The 15,877-nt window shown below is 70.9% G+C and carries 12 protein-coding genes and 1 riboswitch; of the genes, 2 read left to right on the plus strand and 10 right to left on the minus strand.

All coding sequences use genetic code 11. The annotated features are described in order from the left end of the window. Positions 1-21 precede the first annotated feature (21 nt). Positions 22-2,550, plus strand: a complete 2,529-nt coding sequence (locus ABZT74_RS02550; RefSeq protein WP_356433068.1) for an ABC transporter permease — start codon at positions 22-24, stop codon at positions 2,548-2,550. Between the two features lie 86 nt (positions 2,551-2,636). Here the strand turns inward: ABZT74_RS02550 and ABZT74_RS02555 are convergent, their stop codons facing one another. The 9 genes from ABZT74_RS02555 to ABZT74_RS02595 all read right to left on the minus strand — a co-directional run bounded on the left by ABZT74_RS02555 (position 2,637) and on the right by ABZT74_RS02595 (position 13,381). Continuing rightward, positions 2,637-3,926 (minus strand): cyclopropane-fatty-acyl-phospholipid synthase family protein, encoded by a 1,290-nt coding sequence (locus ABZT74_RS02555; RefSeq protein WP_356433070.1) that lies wholly within the window; start codon positions 3,924-3,926, stop codon positions 2,637-2,639. 249 nt (positions 3,927-4,175) lie between these two features. After that, positions 4,176-5,570, minus strand: a complete 1,395-nt coding sequence (locus ABZT74_RS02560; protein ID WP_164370913.1) for an NAD(P)/FAD-dependent oxidoreductase — start codon at positions 5,568-5,570, stop codon at positions 4,176-4,178. Positions 5,571-6,001: 431 nt separating this feature from the next. Next, complete coding sequence (locus ABZT74_RS02565) at positions 6,002-6,943, minus strand: Ppx/GppA phosphatase family protein (RefSeq protein ID WP_356172247.1); 942 nt, start codon at positions 6,941-6,943, stop codon at positions 6,002-6,004. Beyond that, positions 6,940-7,509 (minus strand): DUF501 domain-containing protein, encoded by a 570-nt coding sequence (locus ABZT74_RS02570; RefSeq protein WP_356433072.1) that lies wholly within the window; start codon positions 7,507-7,509, stop codon positions 6,940-6,942. Before ABZT74_RS02570 ends, ABZT74_RS02565 begins: the two co-directional genes overlap by 4 nt. 40 nt (positions 7,510-7,549) lie before the next feature. Then, positions 7,550-8,026, minus strand: a complete 477-nt coding sequence (locus ABZT74_RS02575) for a septum formation initiator family protein (protein ID WP_356172253.1) — start codon at positions 8,024-8,026, stop codon at positions 7,550-7,552. 125 nt (positions 8,027-8,151) lie between these two features. Further along, positions 8,152-9,438, minus strand: coding sequence for a phosphopyruvate hydratase (gene eno / locus ABZT74_RS02580; RefSeq protein WP_355872310.1), 1,287 nt, complete (start codon positions 9,436-9,438; stop codon positions 8,152-8,154). A 343-nt stretch (positions 9,439-9,781) separates the two neighbouring features. After that, positions 9,782-10,489, minus strand: a complete 708-nt coding sequence (locus ABZT74_RS02585; RefSeq protein WP_356433074.1) for a transglycosylase family protein — start codon at positions 10,487-10,489, stop codon at positions 9,782-9,784. 4 nt (positions 10,490-10,493) lie between these two features. Further along, positions 10,494-10,685, minus strand: a riboswitch (cyclic di-AMP (ydaO/yuaA leader). 183 nt (positions 10,686-10,868) lie between these two features. Beyond that, positions 10,869-11,849 carry a transglycosylase family protein gene (locus tag ABZT74_RS02590; RefSeq protein WP_356433076.1) on the minus strand — a complete coding sequence of 327 codons (981 nt, stop codon included), beginning with the start codon at positions 11,847-11,849 and terminating at the stop codon, positions 10,869-10,871. A gap of 260 nt (positions 11,850-12,109) precedes the next feature. Then, positions 12,110-13,381 (minus strand): cytochrome P450, encoded by a 1,272-nt coding sequence (locus ABZT74_RS02595; protein ID WP_356433078.1) that lies wholly within the window; start codon positions 13,379-13,381, stop codon positions 12,110-12,112. Between the two features lie 156 nt (positions 13,382-13,537). On the opposite strand from ABZT74_RS02595, the gene ABZT74_RS02600 reads away from it, so the two are divergent. Further along, entirely contained in the window at positions 13,538-14,743 is a 1,206-nt protein-coding gene (locus tag ABZT74_RS02600) for a globin domain-containing protein (protein ID WP_356172262.1), read from the plus strand. Positions 14,744-14,756: 13 nt separating this feature from the next. On the opposite strand, the gene ABZT74_RS02605 is transcribed toward ABZT74_RS02600, so the two are convergent. Beyond that, the gene (locus ABZT74_RS02605; RefSeq protein WP_356172265.1) at positions 14,757-15,827 is read right to left on the minus strand and encodes a nucleoside triphosphate pyrophosphohydrolase; all 1,071 of its coding nucleotides are present in this window, start codon (positions 15,825-15,827) and stop codon (positions 14,757-14,759) included. Positions 15,828-15,877: the final 50 nt, after the last annotated feature.

Here is a 15,877-nt window from a genome sequence, read left to right on the forward strand (position 1 = left end):
ACTCCTGGACTGAGAAGACCCATGTTCCGTACCGCCTTGCGCACCGTGTTCGCGCACAAGGCCAGGCTCCTGATGACCGTGCTCGCCGTACTGCTCGGCGTGGCGTTCGTGTCGGGAACCCTGGTCTTCACCAACACCATCTCGGACGCCTACCAGAAGAGCTCCGCCAAGGGCTTCGACCAGGTCGACGTCGCCATCCGCCCGGAGAGCGCCGAGGACAAGGGCGACACCGTCGGCGCCACCCACAAGCTGACCCGGCCGCTGCTCGACAAGGTGGCCGAGGCACCGGGCGCCGCCTCCGCGATCGGCGTGGTCGACGGCTTCACCGCCATCGCCGACAAGGACGGCAAGCTCATCGGCGGCGGCTTCCAGTCCCAGGGCGGCAACTACTGGGGCGACAAGGACCCCCGCTACCCGCTGACGGCCGGTCACGCGCCGCACGGCACCGGCGAGGTCGCGATCGACGCCGAGACCGCGAAGCGGGCCGGGTACCACGTCGGCGACACCGTCCGGCTGTCCGTCGACGGTCCCGTCCTCGAGCCCGTCGTCACCGGCGTCTTCACCACCGACGACGGCAACGTCGCCGCGGGCGGCAGCCTCGCCCTGTTCGACACGGCCACGGCCCAGACGCTGTTCCACTCCGCCGGCTCGTACGACGAGATCGACGTCGAGGCCGCCGCCGGCACCAGCCAGACCGCGCTGCGCGACGCGCTCGACGACATCGTGCCGAAGGAGGTCGCCTCCACGACCACCGGCAGGCAACTCGCCGACGACCAGGCCGAGATGATCTCCTCGTCGATGAGCGGCATGAAGACGGGCCTGCTGGTCTTCGCCGGGATCGCGCTGTTCGTCGGCACGTTCATCATCGCGAACACGTTCACCATGCTGGTCGCCCAGCGCACCAAGGAGCTGGCGCTGCTGCGCGCGGTCGGCGCCTCCCGCCGCCAGGTCACCCGGTCCGTGCTGCTCGAGGCCTTCGTGGTCGGCGCGGTCGCGGCCGTCGCCGGACTCGCCGCGGGCATCGGCATCGGTGCGGGAATGCGCTCCCTGATGGGCACCCTCGGCGCCACCGTCCCGGACGGCCCGCTCGTCGTGTCCCCGGGCACGGTCGCCACCGCGCTGCTCGTCGGTGTCCTCATCACGATGCTCGCCGCGTGGCTGCCCGGCCGCCGTGCCGCGAAGATCCCGCCGGTCGCCGCGATGAGCAGCGTGCACGCGAAGGCGACGACGAAGTCCCTGGTACTGCGCAACACGATCGGCGCGCTGTTCGCGGCCGCCGGTGTCGCCGTCGTCCTCGCCGCGACGACGATGGACGGCTCGGACGGCCAGGCCCCCATGGGCCTCGGCGCGGTCCTGCTGATCATCGGCGTCTTCGTCCTCACCCCACTGCTGTCCCGCCCGCTGATCGCCGCGGCGGCCCCCGTCCTGCGGATCTTCGGCATCTCGGGGAAGCTGGCCCGGCAGAACTCGGTGCGCAACCCGCGCCGTACGGCCGCCACCGCCTCGGCGCTGATGATCGGCCTCACCCTGATCACCGGCATGACGGTGATGGCCGGCAGTCTGCAGAAGTCGATCGACAAGATGGCCAGTTCGGCGATCAGCGCGGACTACGTCGTCTCGATGGCGAACGGCAACACGCTCTCCCCGGACGTCGAGAAGAAGCTCACCGGGGTCGACGGGGTCACCGACGTCAGCCCGCTGCGCAACGCGCCCTCCCGCATCGACCGGCAGACCGAGTACCTGACCGGCGTCAACGGCGCGGCCATCGGCAAGCTCACCGATCTCACCGTCAAGGACGGCTCGTTCACGGTCGGCGGCCCGCGCGTGGTGGTCGACGCGGACACCGCCGCCTCCCACGGCTGGAAGGCCGGCTCCGCCTTCCGCGTCTCCTACGAGGACGGCAAGCGGCAGAACCTGACCGTCGCCGGGGTCTACGAGGGCAACGAGCTGATCCAGGGCATCATCCTGGACAACGCCACGCTCGCCCCGCACCAGAGCCGTGTCTCCGACATGCAGGTCATGGTGAAGACGGCGGACGGCGCGTCGGACGCGGCCAAGAACCGGCTGGAGAAGGCCCTCGGCGACAACCCGGCGATCACGGTCCAGGACAAGCAGGACCTCTCCGACAGCATCGCCAAGATGTTCACGCTGATGCTGAACATGCTCTACGGGCTGCTCGCGATGGCGGTGATCGTCGCCGTCCTCGGCGTCATCAACACCCTCGCGATGTCGGTCTTCGAGCGCTCGCAGGAGATCGGCATGCTCCGCGCGATCGGCCTGGACCGCAAGGGCATCAAGCGGATGGTCCGCCTGGAGTCGCTGGTCATCTCGCTCTTCGGGGGTGTCCTCGGCATCGGTCTCGGCGTGTTCTTCGGCTGGGCGGCCGGGCAGCTGATCGGCAGCAGGATGCCGACGTACGAACTGGTGCTGCCCTGGGGCCGGATGGCGGTCTTCCTCCTGCTCGCGGCGGCGGTCGGTGTCCTCGCGGCGCTCTGGCCGGCCCGCCGCGCGGCCCGCCTGAACATGCTGACGGCCATCAAGTCGGAGTAGCGGCCCGGATGCCACGAAGGGTGAGGGCCCCGTTCCCGGCACGGAACGGGGCCCTCACCCTTCGGTCGTGCCCGGCCGCCCCCGGGTCAGTTCCAGGTGCGCGCCCGCAGCGGCATCCCGGACGCTCCGGTTCCCTCCGGTGTCTTCACCGCCAGGACCTGGTTGACGCCGATGTTGTTGCGCTCGAAGGCCAGCGCGCTGGCCGCCATGTACAGCAGCCAGACGCGGGCCCGGCCGGGGCTCGTGAGGCGGACGGCGCGGGTCCAGTCGGCCTCCAGGTTGGCGACCCAGCGGCGCAGGGTGAGCGCGTAGTGCTCGCGGATGGACTCCACGTCGCGCACCTCGAACCCGGCCCGCTCCAGCTGCGTCACGGTCGTCCCGACGGGCGCGAGTTCGCCGTCGGGGAAGACGTAGGCATCGATGAACTCGTCGACGGCGTAGGCCGACTCGTCGTGCCGGGGCCGCCGGCCGATCTGGTGGTTGAGGAGCCGTCCGCCCGGCCTGAGCAGCCGGTTCAGCACCTCGGCGTACTCCAGATAGCGCTCGGCGCCGACGTGTTCGGCCATCCCGATGGAGGAGATCGCGTCGTAGGGCCCGTCGGTGACCTCCCGGTAGTCCTGCACCCGGATCTCCACCCTGTCGGTCAGGCCCTCCTCGGCGACCCGCTTGCGGGCGTAGGCGGCCTGCTCCTGCGACAGCGTCACCCCGACCACGGTCACGCCGTACTCACGGGCGGCGTGAATGGCCATCGAGCCCCAGCCGCAGCCGACGTCCAGCAGCCGCTGACCGGGCTTCAGGTCGAGCTTGCGGGCGATGAGTCCGAGCTTGTCGCGCTGGGCGCCCTCCAGGGTGCCGCCGTCCTGCCAGTAGGCGCACGAGTAGACCATCGAGGGGCCGAGGACGATCTCGTAGAAGTCGTTGCCGACGTCGTAGTGGTGGCTGATGGCGCGTCTGTCGCTGCGCCGGGTGTGCAGGTGCCGGCGTCCGCGCGTCTCCTCGGCGGGCGGCGCGGGCGGCAGCGGCGGCCCGGCCAGCTTCACCAGCCCGCGCACCGCGGCGCGCACCTCCGGGTCGCGCAGCGCCTCGCCGAGCCCGCGTGCGTCCTCGCCGCGCTCCCAGACCAGCCCGGACATGTGGCCGAGAACGGTGTAGAGGTCGCCCTCCACCCCCAGGTCGCCGGAGACCCAGGCCCGCGCGAGACCCAGTTCGCCCGGCTTCCACAGCAGCCGGCGCAGGGCACGGCGGTTGCGCACGACGAGTGCCGGAGCGCCGGGCGGCCCGGCTTCGGATCCGTCCCAGGCACGGATACGCAACGGGAGCGGAGCTCCCAGCAACTGTTCGACAAGGCTCTTCAGCCGCGGCGCGGCGTCCTGCATGACGTACACCTCCGAGACAACACTCCCGAACGCTCCAACACCACGTAAACACCTACCCACCCCTCGCGCAGTCCCCTCCACGCGTCACGGGTTGGCAAAATACGTGTACACACCATGCTTTCTGTGCCGGTTCGCCCGCGCTGTCCGTCCCGGCACCCCTCCCGCGGGAACGCCGAAGGGGCCGCCCGCACCACGGATGGCGGGCGGCCCCTTCGGGGCGTGCGGTGACCGGAGGTCAGGAGGCCTCGGTCAGGAGGCCTTGGCCTTCTCCTCGGACTTGGCGGCGGACGCCGGGGCGGCGGCGGCCGGAGCCGGCTTGGCGGCCTCGTAGAACTCCTCGCGCGGCGTCTCCATGGCGCCGAGGGAGACCACCTCGCGCTTGAGGAACATGGCGAGCGTCCAGTCCGCGAAGACACGGATCTTGCGGTTCCAGGTCGGCATGGCCAGACCGTGGTAGCCACGGTGCATGTACCAGGCGAGACGGCCCTTGAGCTTGATCTTCATCTTGCCCATGACGATCATCGCGACGCCCTTGTGGAGGCCGAGACCGGCCACCGCACCCTTGTTGGAGTGCGCGTACTCCTTCTGCGGGAAGCCCCGCATGCCGGAGACCACGTTGTCGCCGAGGACCTTCGCCTGACGCAGCGCGTGCTGCGCGTTCGGCGGGCACCAGGCGTTCTCGACGCCGGCCTTGCGGGCGGCCATGTCCGGCACCTGGGCGTTGTCGCCCGCGGCCCAGATGTAGTCCGTGCCCTGCACCTGGAGGGTGGTCTGCGTGTCCACGTGGCCGCGCGGGCCGAGGGGCAGGCCGAAGCGGGAGAGAACGGGGTTCGGCTTGACGCCGGCCGTCCACACGATGGTGTTGGAGTCGACCTCGAGGCCGTTCTTCAGCACCACGTGGCCGTCGACGCAGGAGTCCATGGAGGTGGAGAGGTAGATCTCCACACCGCGGCTCTCCAGGTGCTCCTTGCCGTACTGACCGAGCTTCGGACCGACCTCGGGGAGGATCTTGTCCGCGGCGTCGACGAGGATGAAGCGCATGTCCTCACGGGACACGCTGCTGTAGTACTTGGCCGCGTCGCGGGCCATGTCCTCGACCTCGCCGATCGTCTCGGCGCCGGCGAAGCCGCCGCCCACGAAGACGAAGGTCAGCGCCTTGCGGCGGACGTCCTCGTCCGTGGTGGAGTCGGCCTTGTCGAGCTGCTCGAGGACGTGGTTGCGCAGGCCGATGGCCTCCTCGATGCCCTTCATACCGATGCCCTGCTCGGCGAGGCCGGGGATCGGGAAGGTGCGGGAGACCGCGCCCATCGCGATGACGAGGTAGTCGAAAGGCAGCTCGTACGCCTCGCCCACGAGGGGGGCGATCGTGGCTACCTTGCGGTCCTGGTCGATGGTGGTGACCCGGCCGGTGAGGACCTCCGCCTTCGGCAGCACGCGTCGCAGCGGGACGACGACGTGCCGAGGGGAGATGCTGCCGGCGGCGGCTTCGGGGAGGAAGGGCTGGTAGGTCATGTACGACCGGGGGTCGACGACCGTGACGGTCGCCTCTCCGTAGCGCATCTTCTTGAGAATGCGCCGAGCTGCGTACAGGCCTACGTACCCACCGCCTACTACGAGGATCCTGGGACGCTCCGTGGTGCTCATGCCATCGAGTATCCACCCGGTCATGGGGGGTCGCTCGTGCGCCCCTTCACAAGCTTGGGCGGGTGCTCTGTTACACTGCGCGGCCCGCCTGAGCGAGGGCATGGTCCGCGGGGGCGGCCGACGTACGGTTCGTACCCTTGTCAACACCGCGTGAGCTGCACTCCGACCCGTTCGGCCCAGTGGGCAACTCCCCTGTTTCACCGGCCGGAAACACGCCCGCAACGCTCCGTCGGAGCCGCTCCGGAGGCGCCCGGACCCCGCCCGGAGGCCCAACCGGCCCCTTCCACGCCCAGCAGGGGTTTTTTCCTTGTGAAGAACTTCACGAACTTTCTCGGCGAGGTCCGTCCGAGGAGCTCCACAGACCCCCTCGGACGCGCTCATACGCTAGCCGACCTGCTCAGCCGAGGCTACTGATCAGTAGCAAAGGAGACCTAGGCCACCGACCACGCGATGCCGTCGAGGATGTCGTGCTCGCTCACGACGACCTCCCGGGCGCCGGTGCGCTCCATGATCGACAGCAGGACGAGGGCGCCCGCGCCGATCACGTCGACGCGCCCCGGATGCATGGAGGGGACCGCCGCGCGCTCGGCGTGGGTGGAGCGCAGCAGCCACTCGGTGATCTCGCGGACCCGCTCGACGGGGATCCGCGAGTGGTGGATGGCCGCGGGGTCGTAGGCGGGCAGGTCCTGGGCGATCGCCGAGACCGTGGTGACCGAGCCCGCCAGGCCGACGAGCGTGCGCGCCTCGCTCAGCGGGACGGTCTCGGCGGCCAGGTCGAGGGCCGCCTCGATGTCGGCGCGCATGGCAGCGATCTGCTCGGCGGTGGGCGGGTCGGTGACGCCGCCGTCCCGCACGAGGTGCCGCTCCGTCATCCGTACGCAGCCCACGTCCACGGACCGCGCCGCGCGCACCGCGTCGGCGCCGACCACGAACTCCGTCGAGCCGCCGCCGATGTCCACGACGAGGTAGGGCTTGGCGAGGTCGTCGCTGCCCTTCAGCTCCAGGGTCGCGCCGGTGAAGGAGAACTCCGCCTCCTGGTCCCCGCTGATGACCTCGGGCTCGACGCCGAGGATGTCGAGGACGCCGCGCACGAAGTCGTCGCGGTTCTCGGCGTCCCGGGAGGCGGAGGTGGCCACGAAGCGGAGCCGCTCGGCGCCGTGCTCCTTGATGACCTTGGCGTACTCGCGGCACGCGGCGAACGTCCGCTCCAGCGCCTCCGGCGCGAGCCGTCCCGTCCGGTCGACGCCCTGGCCGAGCCGCACGATGGTCATCCGGCGGTCCAGGTCGACGAGTTCCCCGGTCCGCGGGTCCGCGTCGGCGACCAGCAGGCGGATCGAGTTCGTACCGCAGTCGACGGCGGCGACGCGGGTCACCGGCCGGCCTCGTCGACGGGCTCCGCGGACTCCGTGGGCTGCGCGGTGTCGCCGGGGAGCGTCACGCACGCGCCCTTGCGCCACCACTCCGGCAGCATCGCGATGGTCTCGTCGCCGAGCGGGTTCACGCCCGGTCCGGCGGCCAGCGAGTGGGCGACCAGGACGTGCAGGCACTTCACCCGGTCCGGCATGCCGCCCGCGCTCGGGAAGCCCGCCAGGACCTCGATGGCGTCACGGCGCGCGATGTAGTCCTCGTGGGCGGCGCGGTAGGCGGCGGCCAGTTCGGGGTCGGTCGCCAGCCGGTCCGTCATCTCCTTCATGACCCCGTTGGCCTCCAGCGTCCCGATCGCGGACGCGGCCCGCGGGCACGTCAGGTAGTACGTGGTCGGGAAGGGCGTGCCGTCGGGGAGGCGGGGTGCCGTCTCCACCACGTCGGGCTGACCGCAGGGGCAGCGGTGCGCGATCGCGCGCAGCCCGCGCGGCGGCCGGCCGAGCTGCTGCTTGAATGCCTCGACGTCGGCGTCGGTGGGCTCGGTGCGCGGGGTGGTCGGCGGTGGCGTTTCCATGCCGTGAGTCACGTGTCTTTCTGGTCAGTTCAGGGGTTCGTCACTGGTCGGCGGCGTCGGACTTGTCGACGCCGTCCCAGACGTTGGTGTACCAGGGGCGGTCGGCGGCGCCCTGGCCGGCGCGGGCCTGCTTCGCCGCGTCCGGGTCGACCACGACGTAGCCGGTCTCGCCGGGCATCACGTAGTGCAGCCGCTGCCGGATCTGCTGCTCGGCGTACGCGTCGTCCTGCCAGCGCGCCTTCAGGTCGCGCAGCTGCTCGACCCGTTGACGGGCCTGCTCCTGCCGGTGCTCCAGGTCGGCGACCTCGGCACGCTGGGAGACGTACTGCCGCATGGGGTACGCGAGCGCGACGATCAGGGAGCACAGGACGAGCGCGAGGAGCGCGGCCCGGCCGGTGAGCCGGGAGCGGCGGGCCTGCCGTTTGGTCTGGGAGCGGTAGACCCGGGCCGCCGTCTGCTCACCGAGCAGCTTGAGCCTGGTCGAGGTGGAGAACCGGTCCCGGTCCTTCACGGCCATGAGTCCCGCCTCCCCAGTACCGGCCCGCCGTGGTGCGGGCCCGTCACGTGCGTACGTCCCCGCACACGGTACGGGACCGAGTACGGGGACGTACGTACGACGCTGCCCAAGCGGGCGGGCGGTGCTCAGCCCTTGAAGCGGGGGAACGCGCTGCGGCCGGCGTACACCGCGGCGTCGTCGAGGATCTCCTCGATGCGCAGCAGCTGGTTGTACTTGGCGACACGGTCCGAGCGGGCCGGGGCGCCGGTCTTGATCTGGCCGCAGTTCACGGCGACCGCGAGGTCGGCGATGGTGACGTCCTCGGTCTCGCCGGAGCGGTGGGACATCATGCACTTGAAGCCGTTGCGCTGGGCCAGCTCGACGGCGTCCAGGGTCTCGGTCAGCGAACCGATCTGGTTGACCTTGACGAGCAGGGCGTTCGCGGAGCCCTCCTCGATGCCGCGGGCCAGGCGCTCCGGGTTGGTGACGAAGAGGTCGTCGCCGACGATCTGGACCTTGTCGCCCAGCCTGTCGGTGATGACCTTCCAGCCGGCCCAGTCGTCCTCGTACAGCGGGTCCTCGATGGAGACGAGCGGGTACGCGGAGACGAGCTCCTCGTAGTACTCCGTCATCTCGGCGGCCGAGCGGGACTTGCCCTCGAACTCGTACTTGCCGTCCTTGTAGAACTCGGACGCGGCGACGTCGAGCGCGAGACCGATCTGCTCACCGGGGATGTAACCGGCCTGCTTGATGGCCTCGACGATGAGGTCGAGGGCGGCGCGGTTGGACTCCAGGTTCGGGGCGAAGCCGCCCTCGTCGCCGAGACCGGTCGACAGGCCCTTGGTCTTCAGCACCTTCTTGAGCGTGTGGTAGACCTCGGCGCCCCAGCGCAGGGCCTCGGAGAAGGACTCCGCGCCGATCGGGGCGATCATGAACTCCTGGATGTCCACGTTCGAGTCGGCGTGCGACCCGCCGTTCAGGATGTTCATCATCGGAACGGGCAGCAGGTGCGCGTTCGGGCCGCCCAGGTAGCGGAAGAGCGGCAGGTCGGACGCCTCGGAGGCGGCGTGCGCGACGGCGAGCGAGACGCCGAGGATCGCGTTGGCGCCGAGCGAGCCCTTGTTGTCGGTGGCGTCCAGGTCGAACATGGCCTGGTCGATCAGGCGCTGCTCGGTGGCGTCGTAGCCGACGAGCTCCGGGCCGATCTGCTCGATGACGGCGAGGACGGCCTTCTCGACACCCTTGCCCCCGTAACGGTTGGGGTCACCGTCACGGAGCTCGATGGCCTCGAAGGCACCGGTGGAGGCGCCGGACGGAACGGCGGCACGACCCGTGCTGCCGTCGTCGAGGCCGACCTCGACCTCGACCGTGGGGTTGCCTCGGGAGTCCAGGATTTCCCGGGCTACGACGACGTCGATGGACGGCACGAGCATCTCCTTCTGGGATGTGACGCGAATACGCAGGGCTTGGCTAGTCCTGCGGGACGAGCCTAACCGGCCCGAGGGGATCGGCCAGCCGATCGACCATCCCTTGGGCAGAACTCGGGGTACATATTGTTCCCGATCGGAACAAAAAAGAAAGGAAAAACCCCGCCCCGGCGCGTACGGGGGAACACGCGCCGGAGCGGGGAGTCCGTGGGGACGGGGACCCTCGGTGGGGATCGGACCCGGAGGCCGGGTCCGCGAGGGGTCGTCCCGCAGCCGGGCGGAGCCGCGGGGCCGGGTCGTGGTCGCCGTCCGCCGAGGGCGACCACGTCCGGCCGGTGTGCGGCCTCACTCAGTGCAGGTGCAGCTGCTGGCCGGGGAAGATGAAGTCGGCGTCGTCCACGATGTCGTGGTTCAGCTTGAACAGCTTCTGCCAGCCGCCCTTGACGTGCTTCTTCTCGGCGATCGCGCTGAGGGTGTCGCCCTTGACGACCTTGTACTCGCCGTCACCCTTCTTGACCTTCTTGCCGGTCGGGGTGGTGACGGTCTTCTTGGCGGCCGGGCGCTCCTGCGAACGGGAGGCGGGCTGCTCCGACGTACGGGTGTCGGAGCCGGTGGACGCCGAGGAGCCGGAGGAGGTCGACGGGGCCGACGGGGTCGAGGGGGTGGAGCTGCCACCGCTGTACGCGGCGCTCGACAGGCCGGTGCCGCAGGTCGGCCAGGCACCCTTGCCCTGCGCGGCGAGGACCTTCTCGCCGACGGCGATCTGCTGCGACTTCGAGGCCTGGTCGGCGGTGGAGGCGTAGGCGGTACCGCCGTACGCGGCCCAGGTGGAGGACGAGAACTGCAGGCCGCCGTAGTAACCGTTGCCGGTGTTGATCGACCAGTTGCCGCCGGCCTCGCACTGGGCGACGGCGTCCCATTCGGAGCCGGTCGCGGCGGAGGCGTTGCCCGCGGCCATCAGCGGGGCGGCGATGGCGACACCGGTGACACCGGCGAGCGTGGCGACACGAGTGGCCTTGTTCGGGCGGCGGTGCTTGCCCTTGCTGGAAAACAGCATCGAGTGATCCCCTCACCGACGCCTGCGAGGTGAGCTGTCGGGTTCGGGCCGGTTGAGTTGCCCGGCCGCACGTCCCCGGTCCCGTCTCGGAACCACAGCGCGCGGCTTTACCCCAAGCCGTCCCCGGGGGTCTCTCAACTCCCGGTCGCGGCACTTACCTTGGGTCCCCCGCTCCTGCCTACGGCGCTTGACGCGACGACTGTTCCCGTACGGCCGCTGGCAGGATTCGGCGTTGCGACCGTCGGGGCCCGCTGTGGCGAGCGGTCACGACCGTAAGCAGTCGATCGCCTGATTTTCAAAGACGATCAGGGCTTCTGAGACTCATGTCTCACTCGCACCAAACCGGACATTCCCCAGCGAACCATGACGCGAACTCCCGCTACTTTTGCACCGTTTCGCTATCAACAGCAAGGCTCTGACCGGGGAGGATGAGGTTCGGATCGATGCCCACGGTCTTCTCGTTCGCGGCGTACAGGTCGGCCCATCCGCCCGTGACGTCAAGGTCGTCGGCGATCGTCCAGAGGCTGTCACCGGCGCGCACGACATAGGTGTCGTCGCCGGCGTCGCGCGCGTCGTCCGAGCCGCGCGAGGCGTGCCGTCCGGACGCGCTGTCGGCGCGGCTGTCGGTGGCGGCGCCCTTCGCGTCCTCGTCGGCGCTGCCGCCGCGGTGCCGCCCGGGCGTGGCGGACGCGTCGTCGGAGGGCTCCGAAGAGGTGCCGCTCCGGCCGGACTTGTCCGACTTGCCCGACTCGGACTCGTCGGCCGTCGCCTTGTCCGAGCTGTCCGAGCCGTCCCCGTCCTGCGAGTCGGCGGACTTCGCGGTGTTCTCGGTCACTCCCGGCGAGGCGGTTTCACTCGAACCGGATGAATCCGACGATCTGGACGATTCGGTGGAAGGGGAGGAACTGGGCGACGTGGACAGGCCGCTCGAACCGGAGTCGCTCGTGTCGTCACCCATGCCCGTGTCGACATCGACCTCGGCCGAGGTCTTGCTGAGCCCGGAGAGCGGGCCGCAGGTCGGCCAGGCGACGAGGCCCTGGTCGTCGAGCACCTTCTCGGCGACGGCTATCTGCTGCGAGCGGCTGGCCTGGTCGGGGCTCTGGGCGTACTCACGGCCGCCGTACTTCTCCCAGTTGTCCTGGGTCAGCTGGAGCCCGCCGTAGTACCCGTTGCCGTTGTCGGCGCTCCACGCGCCGCCGCTCTCGCACTCGGCCACCCGGTCCCAGGTGGTCCCGTCGGCCGCGCTCGCGCTCGATGCCCCGAGGAGCGGGATCGCGATGGCCGATCCGGCCACTCCCGCGGCGACGATGAGGGCCGGGGCCTGACGGGGGCGCCGGTGACGGCCGTTCCCGGAGAGCATGCGGAAGCCTTTCGCGTGACAACGGGGTGACTACGGCACCTACGGCGAAGTGACGATCGCCGGGGCCGCATTGATGGGTGAACGTATATGGACTCGAACGCTTGTCACAAGTCGATGCAGCGCAGATCACGTGAAGATCACAGATATGACGGCGTGTCAGTTGACGGCACCCTCCGAGACGGTCCGCGGGATGCCCTCCCGGTACCCGGGGATGCCCCGTCGACGCGGCGGCCCGGCGCCCCGGATGAACCGGTTCCGGACTATCCGACCGGGGTGAACTCCACAGGAAGCGTCCGCAAACCACGCATAATGAGCCCGCCACGCCACCGCAAATCGGCCGAATCTCCGGCGAGTCGGAGGTCGGGGAGCCGGGTGAGGAGGGTGGCGAGCGCGGTCTGCCCCTCCAGGCGGGCGAGCGGCGCGCCCAGGCAGTAGTGGATGCCGTGGCCGTAGCCGAGGTGCTGATTGTCACGCCGGGAGAGATCGAGGGTGTCCGGCTGCTCGAAACGCTCGGGGTCGCGGTCCGCCGCCGCGAGGACGACGAGCACGGGGTCGCCGGCGGCGATGTCCTGACCGCCGATCCGCACGTCCTCGGTCGCGAACCGCCAGGTGGCCAGCTCCACGAGCCCGTCGTAACGCAGGAGTTCCTCCACCCCCGTCTCCAGCAGGCCGCTCTCCCCGGCCGCGAGGGAGGCCTGGAGGCGGTCCCGCTGCTCGGGGTGGGTCAGCAGGGCGTACAGCCCGTTCCCGATCAGATTGACCGTGGTCTCGAACCCCGCGAAGAGCAGGATGAAGGCCATCGCGGCGGCCTCGTTCTCCGTGAGGTGCTCGCCCTCGTCGGAGGCGCGGATCAGTCCGGAGATGAGGTCCTCGCCGGGCGCCGGCTCGGCGGAGAGCGCCTCGCGCTTGCGGTGGATCAGCTCGGCGAGATAGCCGCGCATCTTCTTGACGGACCGGGCGACCCCGCCCCGCGGACCGCCGCCGTGCCTGATCATCATCCCCGCCCAGTCCCGGAAGTCGTCCTGGTCCTCGCGGGGGACACCGAGCATGTCGCAGATGGCGTAGATGGGGAGCGGGAACGCGAACTCGTGGATGAGGTCCGCCGACCCCTTCTCCGCGAACCGTCCGATGAGGTCGTCCGTCAACTCCTGCACCCGCGCGGAGAATTCGGCGACGCGCCGGGGCGTGAACGCCTTGCTGACGAGCCGGCGCAGCCGCGTGTGGTCCGGCGGGTCGATGTTCAGCAGATGCGTCATCAGCTCGGCCTTGCGCTCCCCCGGGATCCCCGTCCTGCCCTTCGCGTGCGCGGACTCGTCGTGGTGCGCGGGGTTCTTGGAGAGCCGCTGGTCGGCGAGGGCGAGCCGGGCGTCGACGTACCGCGTGACGAGCCAGGCCTCCACCCCGCTGGGCAGCCGCGTCCGGTGCACCGGCGCGTGCTCCCTGAGCCAGGCGTACGCGGGGTAGGGGTCGGTGGCGAACTCCCAGGTGAAGAGTTCGGGGGCGGGGCTCGCGGAGGTCTCGTGCTCGGTCACTCCCCGACGGTATCCGCCGGAGGCCGGCACGCAGGGGCGGGCCCGTCCCTGGGGGCAGCGCGCGGGAGCGGGCAAACACTCGTCCGGTTCGCCCTGGGCTGTCCGCACATCGGAGGCTGTTTGACTCGGCTGCTCGGCAGCTCCCACATTCACGCAGTGGACCCCGACATACTCAAGTCCAGCTTCGCGGTCGTGGAGCGGCGGGCCGAGTTCGCCGTCAAGTACTTCTACGCGCACCTGTTCCGGCACAACCCGGAACTCCGCGAGCTGTTTCCGACGGACTTCCCGGAGGACATGGAGCGGCAGCGGGACCGGCTGTTCGCGGCGCTCACCTTCGTCATGGACCGGCTCCAGGACCCCGAACTGCCCACCTACTTACGCGATCTCGGGCGGGACCACCGCAAGTACCTGGCCCAGCCGGACCACTACGCGGCGGTGGGCGCGAGTCTGATCGCGGCCTTCGCGGCCGTCGCCGGATCGGCCTGGAGCGGCGAGGCCGAGAAGGCCTGGTCGGAGGCGTACGGGGCGATCGCGAACATCATGCTCCAGGGCGCCTGGGAGGCCCAGCACCAGGGCGAGCCCGGCTGGTGGGACGCGGAGATCGTCGCCCGCACCCGGCACGGCGACGACCTCGTGGTCCTCACCCTGCGGCCACGGCAGCGCCTCACCCACGCCGCCGGCCAGTACGTCAGCGTCAACATGCCGCATCTGCCGGGCATCTGGCGCCCCTACTCCCTCGCCAACGCGCCCCGGCCCGACCGCACCCTCGACCTGCACATCAGCCGCGTCGAGGGCGGAGTGCTCTCCACCGCTCTGGTCCGCCAGACCCGCGTGGGCGACGTCCTGCGGCTCGGCGCACCCGGGGGCGACCTCACCCTGCGGACCCCGGCGGACCGGCCGCTGACCCTCATCGCCGCCGGCACCGGCTGGGCGCCGGTGAAGGCCCTGCTGGAACAGCTCGAACCCGCCCACGAGGCCCGCCTGTTCCTCGTCGCCCGCGACATCGCGTACCTCTACGACCAGCCCTCCGTGGACCGCCTGCGGGCCCGGCTTCCCCGGCTCAGCGTCACCCACATCACCCCCGCGCCCGGCCGCCCCAAGGCCCAGGCGACCGAACGGCTGCTGACCGCGCTGGGCAACCGGGCGGGCTGGACCCGGCACGACGTCTACCTCGCGGGGCCGCCCGACCTCGTCGAGGCGGTCGCCGACACCCTGCCCACCCTCGGCACACCGGACGGCCGGCTCTTCCACGACCTGCTGCCGCCGACCGGCGCAACCCGCCCGCTGGGCTCGGCCGAGTGGCTCCTCGACCGCCCGCGGCCGAACTGGCACAACCCGACGGGACGCGCCCCGGGACCCTGAACCCCCGCTCCCGTCAGGCGTCTTCCTGCTCCTCCTCCTGCTCCTCCTCCTGCTCCTCTTCTTCCTCCTCCTCCTTCTGCTCCTCCACCGGGGCCGCCGCCCGCTCCCGCGCGAGGATCGCGTCCCGGTACGCACGGGCCGCCGCCCGCAGCGCCGCCTCCGGGTCCACTCCCCCGGCCTCGGCCCGCGCCGCCAGGGCCAGCAACTCGTACCCCACGCCCTCGCCCACGGGGAGCGGCACGCCGAGGCCCGCCGTGCGCACCCGGGACGACAGCTTCGCCGCCAAGGCCAGGCCCGGCTGGCCTAGCGGCACGCCGTCGGTGACGGAGGTGCGCCGCTTCTCCTCGGCCTTGGTGCGCAGCCAGTGCTCCTTGACCTCCTCGGGCGTCGTCGCCGTCGCGTCGCCGAAGACATGGGGGTGGCGGTGGATCAGCTTGGCGACGATGCCGCCCGCGACGTCGTCGATCGAGAAGGGCTCGTCCTGGTCCTCCTCGGCGATGCGGGCGTGGAAGACGACCTGGAGCAGCACGTCGCCCAGCTCCTCACGCAGCTCGTCCCGGTCGCCGTCCTCGATGGCCTCGACGAGTTCGTACGCCTCCTCAATGCCGTACTTCGCGAGGCCCTTGTGGGTCTGGCGGGACGACCAGGGGCATTCGAGGCGAATGCGGTCCATCACCTGCACCAGGTCGAGGAGACGGGCGCCCGGCAGGTCGTACGAGGCGGGGAGCAGCTCCAGGTCCGGCATGTGCACCCGGCCGGAGCCGGCCAGCCGGGCCAGGCCGTCGGTGAGCCGGGGCTCGCCCTCTCCGGTGGCGACGACGACCAGGGACCGGCCGCCCGCGCAGGCGTCGACCAGGTCCTCGGCGGCCGGGGACACCTCCTCCACGGTGATTCCCGCCTCGCGCAGATACGGCACCTGGGGATGCGCGCCGTCGGCGCACAGCACCCGGTCCGCGCCGTGCAGCGCCTGCCAGGCGGGCCACGACAGCAGTCCGGGAGCGACGCGGTGGCTGGTGGTGAGCAGGACGATACGGCCGGGGTCGGTGGCGGTGGGGCCGCCCTCGGAGCTGCTGGTTGCGTTCACCCCTCGAACGTAACCCACGCCGCCGACGGCCCCGGAAGTTGTCCACAGGC

Origin of the sequence: Streptomyces sp. NPDC005302, from assembly GCF_040607345.1 — a bacterium.
Lineage (GTDB): Bacteria > Actinomycetota > Actinomycetes > Streptomycetales > Streptomycetaceae > Streptomyces.